The sequence below is a fragment of the Falsiroseomonas sp. CW058 genome, from assembly GCF_050563535.1.
Taxonomy (GTDB): domain Bacteria; phylum Pseudomonadota; class Alphaproteobacteria; order Acetobacterales; family Acetobacteraceae; genus Falsiroseomonas.
Window position 1 is genome coordinate 78,926 of sequence record NZ_JBNXUO010000017.1, and the last position, 20,170, is coordinate 99,095.

Genomic DNA, 20,170 nt, shown 5'->3' on the forward strand with positions numbered 1-20,170 from the left:
AGAGCGGAAGGCCGATTTGACATTTGTCGCCTCTGGTCAAGGCCAGCGGATACTGTGGCCGTTGAAGTCGGGCATGCACGACGCTCAAGAGGACTCGCTACTCAACGCCAAACGACCGAGATCGCGCCGCAGGCCGTCAACAACGTCCTGCATCGCCATCGCCCAGAAGCGGCGCAGCACCGCGGGCGCGAGCAGCCCGTCGTATTTCGCCGTCGCCAACGCGCTCGTGTCGGCGGCCAACGACTCCAGGTCGGGAGGCCCCTGCGCCTGCAACTCGCCGATGCCGCGTACGAGGGCTGTCGGCTCTGCGCGCGACACCACGACGCCGAAGTCGTGTGCCCACGTCCGCAGGCCCGCCGCGCCCAGGATCACGGCTAGCAGGCCGTTGGCGCGCGAGCCGCGCCAGGTCAGCAGATGGACGTCCTCGCCGCGTTGGACCACGCTACGCTCGTCCAATCCGAGGCACTGGAAGGCCGCGCGCCCCTGCGCGAGCAGCTCGCGAGCGCCGTCGTCGAGCCAGGGGGGAACGTCATCGTCGCGGTAGACAGCCAGCATCTCGGCAACGAGGCGGTCGTCGACAGGCTCGCCGTTCGTACCGCCGAAGCGAGGCGGACGGCCGCCCTTGTGCGGTTCGACCGTCACAACCTTCGCGGCGTCGTCCACGCCCTTGATGGCCCAGCGGCGACCGCCGAACACGAGCAGGTTCCCGACCAGCAGCGGCTCCGAGATCGGCAGCGTGCCAAGGGACTTCCCGGCGGCGACGAGGCGCCATTCCTCCGGGCTCTCGAACATCGCGTAGAAGTCGCGGCCGGCGGTAAGCCGCTCGCCCGCACGCCCGAGCATCAGCGTGCCGTCCGGGGCCTGCTCGATGAGAGCGGCCTCGGGCGCGCCCATGCCGCGCAAGAGGTCCGCGTAGAGCGGCACCGGAACCCCCGCGAAGGGACCGGGACCGCAGAGGGTGCGGTGGATGGACTCCGCGCGCGCGCCGCCACGCTCGCAGATCACCGACAGCACCTGGTGGAGCATGGCCGAGCCGAGGCCCCCAGCCGATTTCGGCGCCTCCAGGAAGCCCTGGCCCAGAAGCCGTAGCGCCGCCACGGCGCGCACGATCTCGGGCCGTAGCTCGTCGACGGGATCGGGGTCGCCGTCGAGTTCGTCCTCGATAACGTAGAGCCGCAGGACGGCGGGCTTGCCGGGCCGGCGCCCGGACCGTCCCAAGCGCTGCCGCAGCGAAGCCAGCGAGCGCGGCGCGCCGACTTGGGCCACGGCCTCGACGGTGCCGATGTCGATGCCCAGTTCAAGCGTCGAGGTGCACACCGCCGTCGTCGGCAGCCGGCCCTCCTTGAGGCGCGCTTCCAGCTCCTCGCGCAGATGCTTCGAGAGGTTGCCGTGGTGCGCGAAGAACTCGTTCGGCACGTTCTCCCCTTCGCAGCGCTCGCGTAGAAGGTCCGCCAGGTACTCGACCCGCTGCCGCGACCCCGCGAAGACGAGTGCGTTCCTGTTGCGCAGCGTCGCCATCAGGTGGTCCGCCACGTCCTGGATGGCCGACCGGTCCTGCTCGCCTTCGTTCTCTTCGGCCTTCGCGGGCTCCACGTAGCCGCGGACCTGGAGGCGCAGCTCGGCTCCTGAGGCCTGGGACGACTTCACGACGCGGACCCGGTCCGGGTCGGCGGGCCGCAGCCAGGCGCGGGCAGCGTCGAGGTCACCGAGCGTGGCCGACAGTCCGATCCGCCGCACCGGGCTGGACGAGAGGCCCTCGATCCGGCGGAGGAGGGACGCGAGGTGAAGGCCTCGCGGCCCGGCGAGGAAGGCATGGATCTCGTCCACGATCACGAAGCGCGCCCGTCCAAGCAGGGCAGAGGCGACGCCGGGCCTGCGGCAGAGCAGCGCCTCGATGGATTCGGGCGTGATGAGGGCGACGCCCCGGCGCGGCTTCGCCGCGATCCTCTGCTTGGGCGCGTCGGGCGCGTCGCCGTGCCAGCGCACGAGCGGCAGTCCGAGCCGGTCGCACAGGGTTTCCAACCGGCCGAACTGGTCGTTGATCAGGGCCTTGAGCGGCGCGACGTACAGGATGCCGAGGCCGTCGCCTCCGTCTTCCGCCACCGCTGAGAGGGCGGGCAGAAACGCCGCCTCCGTCTTTCCCGCGGCCGTCGAGGCGGAGATCAGGACGTCGGCCGTGGCGCTTCCCCTGACCTCGTGAATGCTGCGGATCTGGATGTCCCGCAGGCCCGCCCAGCCCTGGTCGTGCACCCAGCGCCGGACCTCTGGATGCAGGAGCTCGAATGCCGCCCGTGCGTCGTCAGAGACGGAAGGACGAGAGTTCGTCTTCACCCGATGCCTTCCCGTTCGCCGCCGGCGCCGCCACTTCGGCGGCGGCCTCCTCCGCTCCGTCGTCGCCGACGTCTGGTACGACATCCACCCCGCCCAGCAGTGCGCGCCAGTCTGCACCGGGGTTCTGCTCGATCACCGACAGGAGCTGGCAGAAGGCCTTCACCGTGTTCCTGGGCGTGCGGAAGTAGGCCTCGCCGATCCTCTCGCTGCAGTGGATCATGAACGCGGACAGGGCCTCGTCCGGCACGAGATGCCGCGCGGGCTCGCCACCCGCGAAGACGTTGCGCACGTTGCCGAGCAGGATATGGAGTTCCTCTGGCGTCAGGCTCTGCAGCCGCAGCACTGGGCCGGACAGGTCCACGAGGCCATCGCGCGCGAAGCTGTTCTCAGCAAGGCGCGATTGCAGGGCGGCGTAGGAGTAGAGGCCGCGCCGCGTGTCGGTGAGGAACTCCGGCGTTCCGCCGAATACGAAGCCAAGGTGCCGCGTGTTGCCCTGGAGCGTGTCGTTGAGGATGGCGAGGATCTGCTCGTAGTTCTGGTCGCGCGCCTGCTTCGACTGGAGCTTGTAGAGGTTCACCATCTCGTCGAAGAGCACGAGCAGGCCACCGTAGCCGGCGAGACGCGCGAGCGCGGCGATCAGCTTCAACCCGTCGTAGAGATCGGCGTCGTCGACGATGTTGCGCACGCCAAGCGCCTGCCGGGCCTCAGTCTTGGTCGAATACTCGCCCCGCAGCCACCGCAGCGCGTTCGACTTCAGCTCCTCGGCGCCGTCCTCGCTACCACGCCAGTAGGCCTCCACGACCGCCGCAAAGTCATAGCCGCCGCCGGCCTCCCGAAGGTCGCCGAGGCGCTCCTCCAGGACGCGCTTCACAGGGACACCCGTTTCCTGGCTCGCCTTCACCAATTCCCCGATGAACCGTTCCAGGACGCTGGCGAGCGCGCCGCCTTCGGGCTTGGTCCGCGTCGCGAGGTTGCGCACGGCCTCGCCATAGAGCGAGCGCGCCTGCCCCGCTGAAGCGTGGAGGCGCCGGTCGGGGCCGAGGTCGGCATGCACCGTCAAGAGGCGCTTCTCCAGCGCGACCAGGCGCACGAGGCTCATGAAGAAGCTCTTCCCCGCGCCGTACTCGCCGATGACGAAGCGGAGCGCCGACCCGCCATCCGCCACCCGCTCCACGTCGCGCACGAGGGCCGACAGCTCCCGCGCGCGGCCGACCTGGACGTGCTGCAGGCCGACGCGCGGCACGACGCCCGCCGACAGCGCCTGGATGATGGTGTCCCGGTCCCGTGGCCTGATCTTCGTCGTCGCGCTCATGGCTCCCCTCCCGCCTTCCGCAAGTCGTCGAGCAGGTGATCCGGGACGACCGCCCCGCCGTCGTCGAGCTCGATCACCGGTTCGCCGAAGCGGTCGAAACCCCAGTCGTTGATCGTCTCGGCGGCGCCCTCGGCCATCAGCCGCACGGCCTTGGCCTCGCGCTCGAAATCCTCGGCGCCGAGCCGCCCGGCGGCCAGTAGGGCGAGCAGCAGCCGACCGTGCGCCACGTCCAGCCCTTCGAAGGCCGGGCGCTCCCCGGGATCGCTTGCCGGCGCAGCGACCGGCGTCTCCTCGTCATCGTCCGAGAAGATGTCGGACAGCAGGGCCGAAACTGCCGTCGTCTCTTGGCGGATGCGTTCCATGCGCGCTGCGTCGAGCGCCAGGACCGGGTCGGCGCCCGCAATCGAGGCCGCCGCGGGCACCGCGACCGAAGGTCTCGGACGCGGAGCGGCCCCCTGGTGCAGGGCAGCGTGGACGGCTTCGACCGGGAGGCCGAGCGACCGGTGCACGCGCTCAAGGAAAGCGACTTCGCGCGGCGATGCCGTGCCGTCCGCGAGAATGGCGGACACTGCTGCGGCGGCGATGACCCGACGCTCGGCTTCCGGCAGCGCCGCGGCGCGCTTCAACGCGACGCTTGGACGCGCCTGCTCCTTTAAGGTCCACACCAGGGCGTCGAGACGCAGCCGCTCGGCCGGCTCCAGCCCTCCCATGGCGCGTGCGTCCGCCAGGAGGGCCTCGAACTCGTTGGCGCTGAGCTCGCCGTCGGCCACCGCCGCCAGCATGGCGACTTCCATCGCTGCCTTGGCAGCCACGAAGGGCGGGCGCTCCGGATCGACCGGCGCGCCACCCGCTGCGGCGAACAGCACCACCTGGCCATTGGAGGCGACGGCAGCGCCGCCGTAGCGGCGGTCGGGCTCCATGCCGAAGCCGAGGGCGTCGAGCCGTTGGCCAATCTGGTTCAAGATGGACGCCGACATCTTCGCGGTGTCCGGAGCCCCGATGTCCAGCGCCGCCAGCAGGCGCTTGACCCCGACCACGCCTGGGCCGTCGCCGGCGAGCAGCGCCGCTACGCGGGCCCGGACCGGTGCGAGGGCGGCCTGGACGGCGGCATCCCGCAAAGGCCCGGGGAGGAGGAGGGCGGCCTGCAGCGAGCCGCGCGCCTCGGGCTTCCGTCCAAGGAGCCGGCTGTAGCCCTCCAGGTCGACTTGGCATGCTTCCAGCATCGCGGTCAGGCCGCGAAGAGGTGCAGACAAGGCAGCGATATCCGGCAGGACCGTGTGCGCACCCGGTATGTCGACAGTGAAGGTGCCGCTAGCGGCACGGTAGGTCGCGGACAGCCGCCGCTTGGGCGCGCTGACCGACAGCCCCTGAGGGTGCCGCTCGGTGAAGCGGATTCTGAAGAGTTGGCGGAGCTCCGCAAAGCAGCGTTGCCCCGGCGTCCGCAAGTTGGTCTCGGGGACTCCAAGCACCCAGAGGAGGGCATCATCGGCGCCGAGAGGCCTCCCGTCGGCCAGGGCGGCCCCGAGGTGGACGCGCGTGGCGAACGGGATCTCCTGACGATAGCCGGGGATCGGCTGCGGCTCGATGCGCGAGGGCATCCGGCCTGTCGCCATGGCCGCCGCGGCGAGGAACTGGGTGGCGTATGCCGAGAAGGAGCCGTTGCCGCCGTAGATGCCGACGAGACGCTCGACCTCGGCGACCAACGCCGGCGCCTCGGCCAGCGCGCGTTCGAGGAACAGGCGACGTTCCAACCCGTAGAAGAAGAGGAAGACGAGACCGATGTCGGCCGTAGGATCTCGCCGCCCGGCTGCCAGCCAGTTCAGGTAGGCCCGGCGCCCCGCGGGGCTGATCGAAGCGTAGTCAGGCCAGTAGTGCAGGCCGAGCGTTTCGTTCGGACCAACGGACTTGGCGACTGCCAGTCGCGGGTTGATGAGGCAGTTGTCGTTGCCGTATCGGCCGGGAACGGCAAGCTCGAAGCCGACGTAGACCATGCCTCCCGGGATGGTCACGTCGGCCACCTTCGTGGGCTGTCCGCGCGGTACCCAGGCCTGCGCAGGCGCCGACGGGGCAGATCGGCGGCCGACGGACGGTGGTGCAGCGTCGTCGAGCGGGACGAGCCGGACGGCTTCTGTGCCTTCCGCCGCTCGTGCATGAGGACCGCCGCGAATGGAGGGTGTCGATGACCTCGGCGATGGTGGGGCCGTAAGCCCTGGCTTTGGCGGAGCGCGGCTTGACCGAAGCGGAGCGAAATCGGGTTCTGCAGCGGGCGCGGGGCGCGCGGCATCCCGCTTCCGATTGCGCGCAATCAGGAACAGCAGGACGAGCGGCACCCCAACCAGCAGAACAACTTCAAACACGGCTCACCTTGGGGATGGCAGTCAGCCATCAAGCATGTCGGAGGGCTCAATTCTGTAGCAGATCGAGACGAGTTGCGAGATCCATTGTACTCCGCGAGACTGCATTCCAGGTGGCAGCCGTGCGCTTCATCGCCGGTGCGGCGCGCGCCGTCCAAACGTGGGGCGGCGGCGCAAAAACGTTCGAGTTTTGCCGACTATCTCCGATGCCCTGTGGTCAAGTTGCGCGCCGTGCACGGCTTTCTGCAATGCCCTCGCGCCGTGTGGCGGTACGGCGGTTGGACTCCGGCGCCGGCGCCGCTGATGGACCCGGATAGCCATCGTCGGGCAACAGCCGCAACTGCACCGTCGGCCCCTGTGCAGGTGTCGGTACATCCAGCGGCACCGGCCATGCGCACGCGGCCTCACCTTCTTCGCCGCGCAACGCCAGGAACACCACCCGCTCAACCCGGCCGCCCTCGCCCGTCTCGACGGCCAACCGGAAGACGAGGCCCTCGGCCGCCTCGCCGAGCGCCAGCGAGAGCTGCTCGGCTTCCTGGGCGTGGCGGCGCAGGGCACGGGCCGTCGGCTCGTCGGCCGGTCCGCGGTAGAAGCGCACCGGCACGTCTTCGATGAGGAAGACGAAGGCGTTGCTCTCGTCTAGCACGCCGAGCCAGTTGTGCTGGCCCGATGTCGCAGCACGGGCGAGGCGGTGCCGCCCAAAAGCATAGGCGCGGCAGCCCACCGACCAAGCGTCGTCGCCCATCTCATAGGAGGCCATGACGAGCGCGTCGCGCCGCGCATTGGCCAGTAGCCGGGCGCAGATGCGCAGCCTGTCTTCCGTCAGAGCCGCGTGCAGCTCCCACGGGAGCGGCGCCGGGGAAGCGACGGCCTCGACCTGCGAAGCCTCGACGGGATGGGTCATCCTCGGCGCATAGCACATTCCGTGCGCCGTGGGCGCAGATCGCCGGCACGGCATTCAGGCCGCGGGGTTGATCCACGGCACGCCAACATCCCTAATGAACGGGACGCTTGTTGACGCGAGTGTGTATCGGCCCGCCCGTCGGGCGGGCCGAAAATTTTCGCGGCGAGCCGGGGCTTTCGCCCCGGCCCCGGTAGAGTTCAGCCCACTCCCTTCAGTTCGGCCATGCGCTCGGTCAGCGTCCAGAGCGCACGGTTGAGCCGCACGTCGCCGTCGATGCCGCTCACCTCACGCGAGGTGACGCGGCGCGGGCGGTTCCGGGCGTCGCGCGCCCACGCGGTCAGCCCGCCGCGGATGGCGTTCTCCTGCACCCGGTTGAAGGTGCGCCAGAGGTCGTCGCCGGCGTCGTCCACCCGCCGCGGCGCGAGCAACTGCTCCGCCGTGATCGGCGTCTCGGTCCGACCCTCGGCGTCGCCGAAGCGCAGCACGCGTGCGGCCTCGCCGAAAGCGCGTTGCTCATCCCGGTCAAGGGTCACGCCCCGCCACGCCTCCGCCGCGTCCAGCGCGCGGCGCGCGTCGTCGAGCACGGCAAAGCTGCCTTCCACGACCTGCCGCACGACGTCGCCCTTGTGCGGCACGCGCACCTCCGCGCCCTCGCGGTCGGCCACGATCATGCCGTTGAGGCAGACCAGGCGGAACACGCCCGACATGACGCGGTAGGCGCTCGTGCCGTCGTGGGAGTTGAGCAGCACGATCTCGGGGAAGGTCTGCCCGACGCGGCGCTCCGTTGCGGGCCGCGCATCGGCGTGGCGGAAGCGCAGCATGTGCTTCGTGTGCCCGCGCCGGCCCTCGTCGCGCGTGCGCGCCTGGCCCGCCGCCATCGGCAGGAAGCCGGCGTCGCGCATGCCGCGGATCACGTCGGCGGTCGGGATGTAGGCGTAGCGCGCGCTGCGGCTCTCGTGCGCCTCGGTAGCGAAGGCGGAAGGGGCCACGCGACGGATGTCCTCGTCGGTGAGGGGAGTGACGCCGTCGGGACGGAGGATGGTGGTGCGGCCGATGAACGACATGGTGTCTTGCCCTTTCTTCCTCTGGCAGCGGGAAGCAGCCCCGCTGCTTCCCTGGCGTCGCCGAGACCGGGGAAGGAGGGGTGGCATGCGGCAGGGCGCGGCCGGGCCCTGACGGAGCGTGGCCCGCAGGGACATGCGAGGGAGGGGTCCTGCCGTGCCGTAGGGCGCGTGCCGAGGGGGACCTTGGGCAGAGCCCGTGGTCCCCCGCGCAGGCCGCGTCCGCGGCCATGGTTGAAGGGCGCCGTCGTCCTTGGCGAGCGTCAGCCGGCGCCGGCCGAGCGCGTCAGGAGGGGTTTGCGCTTACCGCCGCAAGGCCGGCACCCAGCGACCGCCCGGGCGACGCGTCCTCGGCCTGCGGAGCGTCACGTGCCACGACACCGTGCGCCACTGCCGGGCGCGACAGGCTGTGCAGCAGGGCGAGCGGCGGAACGCGGTGGTTCGGCGCGCGATGCCGCCCGTCCCGCGCGCGATCCCACGCGAGCAACGCGCCGACGACACGCGCCGCCTCGCGCTCGGCGAGCGGCAGCGGCCAGGCGGGATGATGCAGACGAAAGACGTCCGTCGCCTCGGCCCAGGCGCGCGCCTCCGTCATGCCGGCAGCGAGCGCGGCGCGGTAATGCGCCTCCGCGGCACGGGCGGCGACAAGGTCCAGGTCGAGGGGCGGCGGCAGGCTGTCCGGCGGCATGCCGGGAGGCTAGCCGGCATGCGAACAGAACGCGAACAGATTCGCCGCGACGATTGCCCCTCGACAGGGATTCCGTGTCGAATCAAGTTTCTAGGCTGCACCAGGGGACGCCGTGATGTCGGGACCGCGGCTTCGCAGCCACCAAGCCGAGACGCTTGCCGTCATGCGCGCCATCGCCGGCGGGGCGCCGGTGCGTGACGTGCTGGCGGCGGTCACGCCGGGCGGCGGCAAGTCGCTGCTGCCGGTGCTCGCGGCGGGGACGCTGATCGAGGCCGGCCTTTGCGAGCGCGTGTGCTGGGTGGTCCCGCGCGACAGCCTGCGCCTGCAGGCCGAGGAGGCGTTCTGCGATCCCGCTTGGCGCGCCGCGCTCGGCCACGCGCTGTCGGTGCGCGCCGCCGAGAACGCGCCCGACCCGTGCCGCGGGCTGGCGGGCTACGTGACGACCTACCAGGGCGTCGCGGCAGCGCCCGACCTGCATCTCGCCGAGTTCCGCCGCCACCGCTACCTGCTCGTGGTGGACGAGGTGCACCACCTGCCGGCGGTGGGCGCGAACGACAGGGCGGCCTCGCCGGCCGACGACGCCGCCGGATGGTCGGCCGCCATCGAGCCGCTGCTCGCGCTGGCGAGCGTGCGGCTGCTGCTGTCGGGCACGCTGGAACGCGCCGACGGGCGGCGCATCCTCGGCCTGCCCTATCGCCGCGCTGCCGGCGGGCGCGAGGAGGTGGACCTCGGGGCACCCGGCCTCGCCGTCGTCGGCTACAGCCGCGCCCGCGCGCTGGCGGAACGCGCCGTGCTGCCGGTCTCCTTCGGCGCGCTCGACGGCGAAGCAAGCTGGCTCGGGCCGGAGGGCGAGACGGGTGAGCGGCCGCATCTCGGCCCGCACCGGCTGCGCGCGGTGGCGCCGAACGAGGCGACGCGCCCTGCCCTCTTCACCGCGCTGCGGACCGGCTTCGCCGAGGCGCTGCTGCGTCGCGCCTTCGAGGCGACGCGCCGCACCCGCGCGGAGCGGCGCGGCCGGCTGGGCGCGGCACCCGGCGAGGCGGCGCGGGGGCTCGGCAAGCTGCTCGTCGTGGCACCCGATCAGGCGCAGGCGCGGCGCTACCTCGACACGCTGCGCGGCTGGATGCCACCCGCACAGCGGATGACAGCTGCGCTTGCAGTCTCAGAGGAACGCGGCGCGCATGAGACGCTCGCCGCCTTCCGCCTCACGCCGGAGCCTTCCGTGCTGGTGACCGTCGCGATGGCCTATGAGGGGCTGGACGCGCCGGAGGTCGCGGTGGTGGCGGCGCTGACGCATATCCGCTCGCGTCCCTGGCTCGAGCAAATGGTGGCGCGCGCGACGCGCGTGGATCCGCGTGCCGGCCCCTACGAGGCGCAGCGCGCGACGGTGTTCCACCCCGACGACCCGCTCTTTGCGCGGTTCAGGTGGCGGATGGAGCGCGAGCAGGGCACGCGCGCGAAGCCGCCGACGCCGCCGCGGCAGAAGCGCCGGCCGCTGCCCGAGTGGCTGGAGGACGAGATCGCCGAGGCGCGCGAGAGACAGGGCATCGTGCCGCTGGAGAGCAACGCGCTCGCGCTGCGGCTCTCGACGCTGCGGCCGGGCCCGGACCTCGCAGCGGGGCTGGCGGCTGCGCGGGAGCCCGATCCGCAGGGCGAGCTGCTGGGGGCGCCCTCGGCCGCCGAGCGCCGGCTGCGCGCGCGCCTTGGCGAACTGGTGGCGAGCCAAGCGGTGGAGGACATGGCGGCGGGCGTCGCCAACGCCGTCGTGCCGGCGCGCGGCGACGGGCTCTATCACGCCTACAACGCGGCGCTGAAGCGCGCGACCGGCGGCAAGAGCCGCGCGGAGATGACGCTGGCGGAGCTGGAGGCGGCGGTGGAATGGCTCGGCCGCAACAGGCTGCGCGAGCATCTGCACCTGCTGGATGGCGACACCCGCTTCGGCTGGCGCGCGCGGCCGCGTGGCGAGTGGCGCCCGCCGGTCGGGCGGCGCGTCGGCCACTCGGAGCGGCGCGGCCCGCACCGGCAGGCCTGACCTCGCCGCGAGCGCATAGACGCTAGCCGATAGTGTCTTCGGCTCGGGCCAGAGCGTTGATGGCGCCCCGCCGAGGGCGGGGCGCCGTGCGGCCGGTCAGTCGCGGTTACGCTTGGGCGTGGGGCGGGACCAGATGAGTTCGAAGTCGCCGCCATCCACCGAGAAGAGGTTGGCCTGGATCGGCGCCGGCAGCGAGGGATCGTCGAGCTTCACCGAGAGGTAGTTCCGGCCCTCGTTCGAGGTCTTCTTCCAGGCCGCCCCGATCTCGGCGCGCCCGGCGAAGACCCGGTAGTCGGGCGCCTTCTCGCTCGTCTTCTCGGCCGGGCGGAACTGGACCTTCGCGTCGAGGGTGAGCGTCGAGACGGTGCCCTCGAAGCTGTCGCCGGTGCGGGTGAAGGTGCCGATGGTCGCCATGATCGTCTCCTGCTTCGTCTATCGGGACCGCGCCCATCGCGGCCTCGATGGCGATCGTCCGGCCCGGGGCGGGCGACGACGCACTCCGCAGGAGCCGGAGCAGGGCGGAGGACGGCACGGCGAGACTTTCTTGCCTCGCGAGGAATGCGCGGCACGCGCAGGGGAAGAAAGTCGCAGCGGCGCCGTTGCGGCCAGGAGCCCGAGGCGAAGCCGGCCCCGGGCCAGATCAAGCCGTGAGAGGACGTGATGGGCGCGGTCCCGCGGCAGAGGCAGGGGTATGGCGGCCGTCGGTGCCCCGCACAGCCTCGCAGGCAGAGGTGCGGTCTCGGCGCTTGCCCTCGATGGGGAGCGGGGTGCGCGGCGGGGCGCTGCGTGGGAGGTGCCTGTCGACCGTGGCTCTTCCCCGCGCCGGGAGTGGGGCGGTGGAGCTGGCTTCGCATGGGCCGGCACCGCGGGGCGGAGCAGCGTATGCGCTGCGGGCGTTGCTGGGCCTCGGCTTGGGCAGCATACCGGCGACGTCACTGAGCCCCGCACTGCCTTCTGCTGCGCGACTGGTCGGCCGCACGGCGTCGCGCGCAGCGCGGCGCCATCTCACCGGCCTGCAGATGGCGCGGCACGCGCCATCGGCTCGCGACGAACAGCACCGGAACAGGCAGCGCGTCACAGCCCGCCTTCGTCGTCGACCAAGCCAACGGGATGGCGAGGCCTACCTCGCCATCCCGTCGCGAAGGCGGCGTCAGCCGCCGCCGCGGAAATCCATCAGCGGGATGCCGAGGCGCTTCGCCTTGTCGGCGAGGTTGTCTGTCACACCCGAGCCCGGGAAGACCACGACCCCGATCGGCACCGCGTCCAGCAGCGCGTCGTTGCGCTTGAACGGCGCCGCCTTGGCGTGCCGGTGCCAGTCCGGCTTGTAGACGATCTGCGCGATCTTCCTCTGGTCGGCCCAAAGTGCGGCGATGCGCTCTGCTCCCCGCGGTGCGCCGCCATGCAGCAGCACCATGTCCGGGTGCTTCGCATGCACCCGGTCGAGTGCCGCCCAGATCGCAGCGTGATCATTGCAGTCAGTGCCGCCGGCAAAGGCGATCCTCGCCCCGGTCGGCACCAGCGGCTCGATGTCGGCCCGGCGCTTGGCGGCGAGGAAGTCGCGGCTGTCGATCATGACGGCGGTGAGCGTCCGGCGGTTGACCATCGATCCCGCGCGTGGCCGCCAGGCGGAGCCGGTCTGCGCCTCGTAGAGATCGGCGGCGACCTCGCGCATGGTCTCGTAGGCGTCGCGACGCTCGATCAGCGCCGTGCCCCCAACCAGCAGCCGCTCCAGCTCCACGGACCGCACCTCGGAGCCATCCTGCTCGCGCTGGCAGCGCCGCTGCTCGACCTCGTTGGTGTCGAGCTCGCGCCCGATCCGGTCGAGGCCGCGGTGGAAGATGTTGACGAAGGACCAGAGCAGGTCGGCCAGGTCCGGCTCCAGCCGGGTGTCGGCCAGCCCGGCGACGAGAGCCTCGACCGCTTCGGTGAGGGCGCCGGTGATCCGGTCGGGATCGGGCAAGGGGCGGAAGTCGGGCTCATCGGCGGACGGCCGGTAGCCGTGGAGCTGGAGGTCGTCGAGCAGGCGTGCGGTGGCGGAGGCGGCGTGGACGGGTTCGGCGTCGTCGTGGCGGGGCATGGGTGGCTCCTCGTGCTGGCGAAGCCGCGCCCGTCGCGGCCTTCGCGCGATCTCCAGGCCGGGGGCGAGGTGGGCCTGCACCCGAAGGCGCAGCCGGAGGGCCGCAGCGCAGCGGAGGACGGCGGGGCGCGGCTTTCTTGCCTCGCGAGGAATGCGCGGCACGCGCAGGGGAAGAAAGTTGCGCCCAACGTTGCCGGCCCTCCCCGGCTCCGGCCCGATCGCCCCTGAGAAGGCCAGGGCGCGCTCCCGGCGGCATGGGGAGCCTCGTGCCGGCGGTGCGGCGGTGGACCCGGCTGCGCGGCGTCAGCCTCGCCCCGCGTCGAGGAACCGTGCGATGTCCTCGGCGGCAAGCTGTCCGCGGAGATCCGCGCCCATTGCCTCCCTTCCCCGCCGGAGGAGGTCGTCGTTGAAGTCGCCGTCGCGCGGCGTGAGCACCTGCGCCGCAATGCCGAGCGCGGCCACCCTCGCGGTCAGGGCAGCCGAGGCGCCTGCCCCGGCCTCGTCGTTGTCGCGGGCGACGTAGAGGCGCCGCAGTCCCGCGGGTGGCACGAAGGCGGCGAGGTGGGCCGCGGAGAGTGCCGCGGCGGCCGGCATGGCAGGCATGACGGTGCGGAGCGAGAGCATCGTCTCAATGCCCTCGCCGACCAGCAGGACGTCGGTGGCGGCGCCGAAGCGCACGGCGTTGCCCAGCAGGTGCCCGAGCGCCCGACGCGGGCTGGCGATCGGCGCCTTGCCGATGCCGTCGCGGGTCAGCCAAGTGCGGTGGATGCCGGCGACCGTACCGTCCGCATCGGTGACGGCGGCCAGCAGCGCGGGCCAGGTCTCACGCGGAGCGTGATCGCCGGCACGGTAGTACAGACGCGGATGGAAGCGGAGCGCGACGAGTTCGCCGAGCGCGGTGATGCCACGAGACCGCAGGTAGGTCTCGGCGAGGGTGCCGCCGATTGGCTGCCCGGCGCGGAACAGGCGACGGGCTGATTCGGACGACCCGACCGGAGACGGAGGCCGGATCGCCTCGCGCGGCCGGCGCGGCAGGCTCAGGAAACGCCGGGCTTCATCGAGCGTGTCGCGGAGGTCGTCGAAGCCGCAGACACGGCCGATCAGGTCGAGCAGGTCGCCATGCTCGCCGGTGGCGGCATCGGTCCACTTGCCGGCCGCGCCACGGCCGCGCTCCGGCCCGTGCAGCCGCACGAAGAGGCTGCGGCCGGGCGTGTTGTCGGCATCGCCGACGAGCCACCAGCGGCCGTGCCGGCGGCCATTGGAAAGGTAGTGGCGGCAGACCGCCTCGGCCTCGCGCGCGAGGCGGTGTGCCAGATCGGCGGCGCCGGTCATGGCGTCACGCCGCGGCACGGTCGGTCACCCGGGCGACCGGATGGCGGGCGAGGACGCGCGCCAGGATCGCCGGCCCCTCCGCCCCGACCGGCACGAACAGCCGAAGCTTCCAGGTGATGATCTCGGAGACGAGCCCATCGGCCTTGAGCCGCGCCACCATCCCGTCCGTGAAGCCGCTTAGCTCGACGCGCGGCGCCCCCATGACGAGGGAGCGCCGGACCGAGAGCCCGTCGGCGAGCTGAAGCAGCGCCCCGCGACCGAGCACCGCCTCCCAGGCGTCCTCGGCCGAGACGGCCTGTGCATCGCCCCCGAGCGCCTCGGCAACCCAAGCGGGGGGGACCTGCCGCCCGATCACCCGCTCGCCCTCATCGGTCTGCAGGCGGTAGACCCGGCAGCCATCCTCCGGCAGCCGCCGCCAGATCGGCAGCAGCAGGCCGGTGACTATCCAGAGGCGGCTCTCGACGAGTTCGCGCAGGGCAGCGACCTCGGCATTCCACGCCTCTGCGAACGCGGCGCCGTCCGCTTCGTCCCAATGCGAGGCGAGGAAGGCCGCCTCGGGCAGGGTCCTGCGCTCCGTCGGGCGGACCAGGCGCACGCGGCGTTCCACCTCGCCGCTGTCGAGCGTGACGCTTGCGGCGCGGACCTGGACGGCGGCGTGACCGGAGCGGGCATTCACGAGGAGGCGCCCCGGCGCGCTCCGGGCGACGGTGAGCGCCTCGCCGAGGCTCAGCGGCTCCGTGCGGTCGAGGCGGCGGATCTCGAGCGCGACCGTCTCGGCGCCGGTGGCGGGATGCGTGTAGACGGTGCGGCGGTCCACCACGCTGAGCGATTCCGCCCGCAGCGTCTCCAGCCCGACGTCGAAGGTGCCGGCCTGGACAGCGGCCTCGACGCGGGCCTCCAGCAGCCCGTCGAACACCTCGAAGAGCGTGTTCTGCAGACCGATCGGCAGCGCGAGGACGCGGTTGAGGAACTGCGTGATCGGCGGGGTCTCCTCCCGCACCGCGCCGTCGCGGGTCAGGAGCGACAGGCCCGTCGCCTCCTCGAAGCGCCGCAGCGAGCAGCCCTCGACCCGGCCAGCGAGCAGCAGCGTGTAGAGCTGCCGCAGCGCTGCGCGGGCATAGTCGCTCTCCAGGTTGTCGGTGGCGCGGAACAGGCCCTGGCCGCCGGTCTGGCGCTGGCCCCGCGTGATCGCGCCGAGCGTGTCGAGCCGGCGCGCGATGGTCGAGAGGAAGCGCTTCTCGCCGCGCACGTCGGTGGCGATCGGCCGGAACAGCGGCGGCTGCGCCTGGTGGGTGCGGTTGGTGCGCCCGAGCCCCTGGATGGCGGCATCGGCCTTCCAGCCGGCCTCGAGCAGGTAGTGCACGCGGAGCCGCCGGTTCCGCGCGCCCAGATCGGCATGGTAGCTCCGCCCGGTGCCGCCGGCGTCCGAGAAGACGAGGATGCGCTTCGCGTCGTCCTGGAAGGCGGTTGTCTCGGCGAGGTTGGCGCCGGCGGGGCGGCCCTCGACGACGAGCCGCTCCACCCCGTCCTCGCCGCGCTTGCGGACGATGCGCCGCGAGCGGCCCGTGACCTCGGCCACGACCTCCGTGCCGAAGCGCTGCACGATCTGGTCGAGCGCGCCGCCGACCGGCGGCAGGCTGGCGAGCCGCTCGATCAGCGCGTCGCGGCGCTCCACCGCCTCGCGGCAGAGCACGGGTTGGCCGTCCGCGAAGACCGCCCGGGAGCAGAGGTTGCCCGCGCTGTCGGTGAAGGGCTCGTACAGCCCCACCGGGAAGGCATGGGCGAGGTAGTCGAGCACATACTCGCGCGGCGTGATGTCGACCTGCACGTCCGACCATTCCTCGGCCGGGAGCGCGGCGATGCGCCGCTCCATCAGCGCCTCGCCCGTCGAGACGAGTTGGACGACGGGAGCGTGGCCGGCCGCGAGGTCCTCGTCGATCCTGGCGATCAGGGTCGGCGTCTTCATCGAGGTCAGCAGGTGCCCGAAGAAGCGCTGCTTCGAGCTCTCGAAGGCCGAGCGCGCCGCCGACTTGGCCGCTGCGTTCAGCGTCGTCGAGCCCCGATCCGACGTCGCGGTCACGCCGGCGGCTTCGAGGGCGGCGTCGAGGTTCTGGTGGATGATCCCGAACGCGCCGGCATAGGCGTCGTAGACCCGCGTCTGCTCGGGCGTCAGCGCGTGCTCGACGATCTCGTATTCGATGCCATCGTAGGAGAGCGAGCGGGCGGTGTAGAGGCCGAGCGCGCGCAGGTCGCGGGCGAGCACCTCCATCGCCGCCACGCCGCCCGTCTCGATCGCCGCCACGAACTCGGCGCGCGTCGTGAAAGGGAAGTCGTCGCCGCCCCAGAGCCCGAGGCGCTGGGCATAGGCGAGGTTCTGGACGGTGGTGGCGCCGGTCGCCGAGACGTAGAGCACGCGGGCCTCGGGCAGCGCGTGCTGGAGGCGGAGCCCCGCCCGGCCCTGCTGGGAGGGCGCGGCCTCGCCCCGCTCGCCGGTGGCGCCGGCGGCGTTCTGCATGGCGTGGCTCTCGTCGAAGACGATCACCCCGTCGAAGCCGGCGCCGAGCCAGTCGACGATCTGCCGGACCCGCGACGCCCGCTTCTCTCGCGCGTCGGTCCGCAGCGTGGCGTAGGTGGCGAACAGGATCCCCTCCTCCAGCCGGATCGGGGTGCCCTGCCGGAAGCGCGCGAGGGGCTGGACCAGCAACCGCTCCTGCCCGAGCGCCGACCAGTCGCGCCGCGCGTCCTCGATCAGCGTGTCGGATTTGGAGACCCAGAGGGCCCGGCGACGTCCCTTCAGCCAGTTGTCGAGGATGACGGCGGCGACCTGGCGGCCCTTGCCCGCGCCGGTGCCGTCGCCGAGCATGAACCCGCGCCGGAAGCGGACCGCGCCCTCGGCGTCGTCGGGCGCGGCCGTCACGACGTCGAAGGTGTCATCCACCGTCCAGGCGCCCGCGAGCTGCGCGGTGTGCGCCTCGCCGGCGAGGACCACGGTCTCGAGCTGCGCGTCGGAGAGAAGGCCCCTCTCGACGAGGCCCGCCGGAAGGTGGGGCCGGTAGGTCGGCCGCGGCGGCCGCACGCTTGCCATCGCCGCTGACTGGACGAGCGGGGTCGGATGCGGGTGCGCGCCGGGGACGCGGATCGTCGCGGGCGTGAACGGCTCGTAGAGCGCATCGCTCAGGCGTGCCGGGCCGGCTTCCGCGCTCTCGACTGGCAGGTAGGTGAGCTCGACGGCATCAGCGGCCACCGGCGCGAGCGGGCGGGCGGCGGCCGCGGTTACCCGGCGTTGGGGGGTCGTGGCAGTCCGAGCAGCGGAGACTCGGATCGCCCGGCCCGCCGTGCACGCGGCCCGCGGCGGAACGTGCCGCTCGACGAGAGCGAGCAGCGCCGCGGCATCGCCGGCCATCGGGTGCGAGGCCGGCACTGAGGCCGGAGCGTGCGCCGGAAGGCGGTCGATGACGGTCAACCGCGTCTCGACCGCCGTGCCGTGCTTCGCGTAGACACGGCCGCCGATCGCCGCGCTGAACACCACGCGCCCGCGCTCGCTCAGCCGCGCGAAGGCCAGCGCCCAGGCCGGGTTGTCGGGCGAGAAGGACGCGCCGGTGATCGCGACCAGCCTGCCGCCATCGGCGAGGCGCGCCAGTGCCGAGGCGATGTGCCGATAGGCCGCGTCGGCCACACGCCCTTCGACATGCGCGCCGGTGGAGAAGGGTGGGTTCATCAGCACGACGCTCGGCCGCACGCCTGCGTCGAGATGGTCGTGGATGCGCGCCGCATCGTGGTCCGTGACGGAGGCCGCCGGAAAGAGGAGGCGAAGCAGCCCGGCGCGGGTGTCGGCGAGCTCGTTGAGCACGAGGTCGGCGCCGGCCATCTCCGCGAAGATGGCGAGCAACCCGGTGCCGGCCGACGGCTCGAGCACGAGGTCGGTGGGACCGATCGCGGCGGCCTGCGCGGCGACGAGGGCAAGCGGCAGCGGCGTCGAGAACTGCTGCAGCGCCTGGCCCTCCTCGGACCGGCGCGTGTGCGTCGGCAGCAGCGCCGCCACCTTCGTCAACGCCGCAAGGCGCGCCGCGACGGGCTTGGCAGCAAGCGCCGCACCGAAGCGCTGGAGGAACAAGACCTGCGCCGCCTCGCACGCCTCGTAGGCGTCCTTCCAGACCCAGGCGCCCTCGGCGTCCGAGCCGCCCGTCGCAGCGGTCATCGCGTCGCGGAGCGCGCGCGCGTCGACGGGCTGCCCGGCAATGAGAGTGGGCAGGAGCCTCTGCGCGGCAGCGAGCAGGGCTTCGGGCGTGACGGCACGGGCAGTGGACGGCGACCGCGCGAACGCTGCCTCGAGGGATGGATGGGGCACGAGGAGGAACTCCGGGAGCGGAACGGGGATGTCCGGGTGGCTTCCGCTCTCTCGAACCGGCTCCGGACACCCTCTCCCGGCCGCTCTCTCCCTCTCGATCCTTCCTCAACGAAGAAGGGGCCCGACGCGGACGCGCCGGACCCCTGCCCGTCAGCTCACCGCGCCCTCGACCGTGTAGCGGTGTCGATGGAGATTGCCGATGCGATAGAGGTCGCCGCCGGCGGGCCGGAACCGCACCGCGCGCGGCCGTCCCGGCTCGATCACCACCTCCAGCCGGGCGTGCGCCGAGCCGTCGGTGAAGGCGATCGGCGTTTCGAAGACGATCGTAGTGCCGTCGCGCAGGCGCGGACGATCCGCCCGTGCGGCGACCGCGGCGCGGCAGCGCTCGCGCCAGGCGAGCGCATGGTCCGCGTCGGTCGGCGTGAGCAGGTCGAGGATCGCCGCCGGGCACTCGGACTCGCACGGTCCCATGTGCTCGGTCATGTCCTTGTAGCCGAAGACGTCGCCGTTCGCGTCGCGCGGGTTGTAGCGGACGAGGCAGACGACCGCGAACACCGCGCGTGGCATGTCTGGACCGATCTGCTCGACCGCGGCGTAGTAGGTGCGCATCCGGACGAGCGCCGAGCGCAGCACGGTCGAGCGGACCGTCCCGCACGCGTAGGTGAACTGATCGTCGAGATAGGCGCGAGGGCCGCGGAACCGGCCGAGCGACGACATGAAGAGCCAGCCCATGGTGGGTCTCCTGAAACGACGAAGCCCGGCGCAATGGCCGGGCTTCGGGTGGGTGGACGGTGAGAGGGAGTGTCAGCGGGGCGACGAACCAACCGGCGCGGGCTTCACTCGGCAGCGACGGGAAGTCGCTCGGCCTCGGCGTCGGCTCCGCCCTCGCCCTCCTCGGCGAGGAAGGCCGGCAGGGCCTCGGGTTCGGTCGCCGTGCCCCTGTCGCGTACACCGGCGAGACGCAGCGGCTCGGGGGTCCAGCTGGTGTCGGCGAGAAGGCGCTCGGCCTCCACCGCCATGTCGGCCTTCTTGAGGTGGGCGATCAGCTCCGCCGCGGCCTCGCCCTTACCCTCACGCACCGCATCGAGAATCCGGGCCTTTGTGACCCGGCCGAAATAGTTGGCCACCGTCGGCCGCCACCCCGCCTCCACCATGTCGAGCCCGACTGCCCCGGCGAGGCGATCTGCATGCGCGATCGCCTTCGGCCGTCGGTTGTAGGCCTCGTGCACCGCGTTGACCGTCAGTCCGACGAGGTGCGCGAACAGCGCCTCGCGGCTGTCGGCGTCGAAGCCCGCGAGGACCTCCCAGAGCTCACCGGGATCCGCCGGCAGCTGTGCCTGCCAGCGCGCGTGGCGGGCCTCGATCGCACGCGCCGAGGCGGTGTCGGCCAGGCCAGGCGCCTGGGCCGAGAAGAGCGCGCTCTTCGGCTCGATCTCCAGGCAGGAATCGAGGCCGTAGCGGTAGAACAGCCGCAGGCAGAGCGCGTGGGTCGCGGCGAGGGTCGCGACCTGTGTATCACCGGCGACCGCGTCACGCAGCGCGAGCGTGCGGTGCGCGGTGAGTTCGGTCAGAAGCCGGTCAGGCAGTGGCCGGATGCCCTCGTCCTCCTCAGATGGCTCGGCGGTGCCTCCACCGTCAGGCTCGCCCAGGGCCCTGCCGCTCCCCTCAATGTCCGAACCGGCAACGGACCGCTCACCCGCTCCCGCCGCATCGTCGCCTGGTGCGGCGACC

12 protein-coding genes and 1 pseudogene are annotated in these 20,170 nt (G+C 72.5%); 1 reads left to right on the forward strand and 12 read right to left on the reverse strand.

Translation table 11 applies throughout. The features are described from left to right. Positions 1-84: 84 nt before the first annotated feature. From ACK8OX_RS14955 to ACK8OX_RS14980, 6 genes are all read right to left on the reverse strand, one after another. On the reverse strand, positions 85-2,331 hold the full coding sequence (locus ACK8OX_RS14955; protein WP_430664968.1) for a DEAD/DEAH box helicase: 2,247 nt from the start codon (positions 2,329-2,331) through the stop codon (positions 85-87). After that, positions 2,300-3,643, reverse strand: a complete 1,344-nt coding sequence (locus ACK8OX_RS14960; protein WP_430664969.1) for an ATP-binding protein — start codon at positions 3,641-3,643, stop codon at positions 2,300-2,302. The genes ACK8OX_RS14955 and ACK8OX_RS14960 overlap by 32 nt, the downstream gene beginning before the upstream one ends. Next, a complete protein-coding gene (locus tag ACK8OX_RS14965) occupies positions 3,640-6,000 on the reverse strand; it encodes a TerB N-terminal domain-containing protein (protein WP_430664970.1) in 2,361 nt (786 codons plus the stop codon). Before ACK8OX_RS14965 ends, ACK8OX_RS14960 begins: the two co-directional genes overlap by 4 nt. A gap of 214 nt (positions 6,001-6,214) precedes the next feature. Then, on the reverse strand, positions 6,215-6,901 hold the full coding sequence (locus ACK8OX_RS14970; RefSeq protein ID WP_430664971.1) for a hypothetical protein: 687 nt from the start codon (positions 6,899-6,901) through the stop codon (positions 6,215-6,217). A 197-nt stretch (positions 6,902-7,098) separates the two neighbouring features. After that, a complete protein-coding gene (locus ACK8OX_RS14975) occupies positions 7,099-7,965 on the reverse strand; it encodes a DUF932 domain-containing protein (RefSeq protein WP_430664972.1) in 867 nt (288 codons plus the stop codon). Positions 7,966-8,248: 283 nt separating this feature from the next. Next, on the reverse strand, positions 8,249-8,650 hold the full coding sequence (locus ACK8OX_RS14980; protein ID WP_430664973.1) for a hypothetical protein: 402 nt from the start codon (positions 8,648-8,650) through the stop codon (positions 8,249-8,251). A gap of 115 nt (positions 8,651-8,765) precedes the next feature. Between ACK8OX_RS14980 and ACK8OX_RS14985 the strand changes: the two genes are divergently transcribed. Further along, positions 8,766-10,682 (forward strand): DEAD/DEAH box helicase, encoded by a 1,917-nt coding sequence (locus tag ACK8OX_RS14985; protein WP_430664975.1) that lies wholly within the window; start codon positions 8,766-8,768, stop codon positions 10,680-10,682. Positions 10,683-10,778: 96 nt separating this feature from the next. Here the strand turns inward: ACK8OX_RS14985 and ACK8OX_RS14990 are convergent, their stop codons facing one another. The 6 genes and pseudogenes from ACK8OX_RS14990 to ACK8OX_RS15015 form a co-directional block, all read right to left on the reverse strand. Then, positions 10,779-11,096, reverse strand: coding sequence for a DUF736 domain-containing protein (locus ACK8OX_RS14990; RefSeq protein ID WP_430664976.1), 318 nt, complete (start codon positions 11,094-11,096; stop codon positions 10,779-10,781). 736 nt (positions 11,097-11,832) lie between these two features. Then, positions 11,833-12,759, reverse strand: coding sequence for a DUF2493 domain-containing protein (locus ACK8OX_RS14995; protein ID WP_430664977.1), 927 nt, complete (start codon positions 12,757-12,759; stop codon positions 11,833-11,835). Positions 12,760-13,062: 303 nt separating this feature from the next. Further along, the gene (locus tag ACK8OX_RS15000) at positions 13,063-14,091 is read right to left on the reverse strand and encodes a DUF7146 domain-containing protein (RefSeq protein ID WP_430664983.1); all 1,029 of its coding nucleotides are present in this window, start codon (positions 14,089-14,091) and stop codon (positions 13,063-13,065) included. A 4-nt stretch (positions 14,092-14,095) separates the two neighbouring features. Then, positions 14,096-18,289 carry a strawberry notch-like NTP hydrolase domain-containing protein gene (locus tag ACK8OX_RS15005; protein WP_430664978.1) on the reverse strand — a complete coding sequence of 1,398 codons (4,194 nt, stop codon included), beginning with the start codon at positions 18,287-18,289 and terminating at the stop codon, positions 14,096-14,098. A gap of 300 nt (positions 18,290-18,589) precedes the next feature. Further along, complete coding sequence (locus ACK8OX_RS15010; RefSeq protein WP_430664979.1) at positions 18,590-19,171, reverse strand: DUF6927 domain-containing protein; 582 nt, start codon at positions 19,169-19,171, stop codon at positions 18,590-18,592. 104 nt (positions 19,172-19,275) lie between these two features. After that, a pseudogene (locus ACK8OX_RS15015) lies at positions 19,276-20,170 on the reverse strand (DNA-binding protein); the annotation flags it as partial.

Coding starts and splice junctions, on each gene's coding strand:
- ACK8OX_RS14990 (WP_430664976.1), bottom strand. CDS start 11,096: ATGGCGACCATCGGCACCTTCACCCGCACCGGCGACAGCTTCGAGGGC.
- ACK8OX_RS14980 (WP_430664973.1), bottom strand. CDS start 8,650: ATGCCGCCGGACAGCCTGCCGCCGCCCCTCGACCTGGACCTTGTCGCC.
- ACK8OX_RS15010 (WP_430664979.1), bottom strand. CDS start 19,171: ATGGGCTGGCTCTTCATGTCGTCGCTCGGCCGGTTCCGCGGCCCTCGC.
- ACK8OX_RS15005 (WP_430664978.1), bottom strand. CDS start 18,289: ATGACCGCTGCGACGGGCGGCTCGGACGCCGAGGGCGCCTGGGTCTGG.
- ACK8OX_RS14985 (WP_430664975.1), top strand. CDS start 8,766: ATGTCGGGACCGCGGCTTCGCAGCCACCAAGCCGAGACGCTTGCCGTC.
- ACK8OX_RS15000 (WP_430664983.1), bottom strand. CDS start 14,091: ATGACCGGCGCCGCCGATCTGGCACACCGCCTCGCGCGCGAGGCCGAG.
- ACK8OX_RS14970 (WP_430664971.1), bottom strand. CDS start 6,901: ATGACCCATCCCGTCGAGGCTTCGCAGGTCGAGGCCGTCGCTTCCCCG.
- ACK8OX_RS14995 (WP_430664977.1), bottom strand. CDS start 12,759: ATGCCCCGCCACGACGACGCCGAACCCGTCCACGCCGCCTCCGCCACC.
- ACK8OX_RS14960 (WP_430664969.1), bottom strand. CDS start 3,643: ATGAGCGCGACGACGAAGATCAGGCCACGGGACCGGGACACCATCATC.
- ACK8OX_RS14975 (WP_430664972.1), bottom strand. CDS start 7,965: ATGTCGTTCATCGGCCGCACCACCATCCTCCGTCCCGACGGCGTCACT.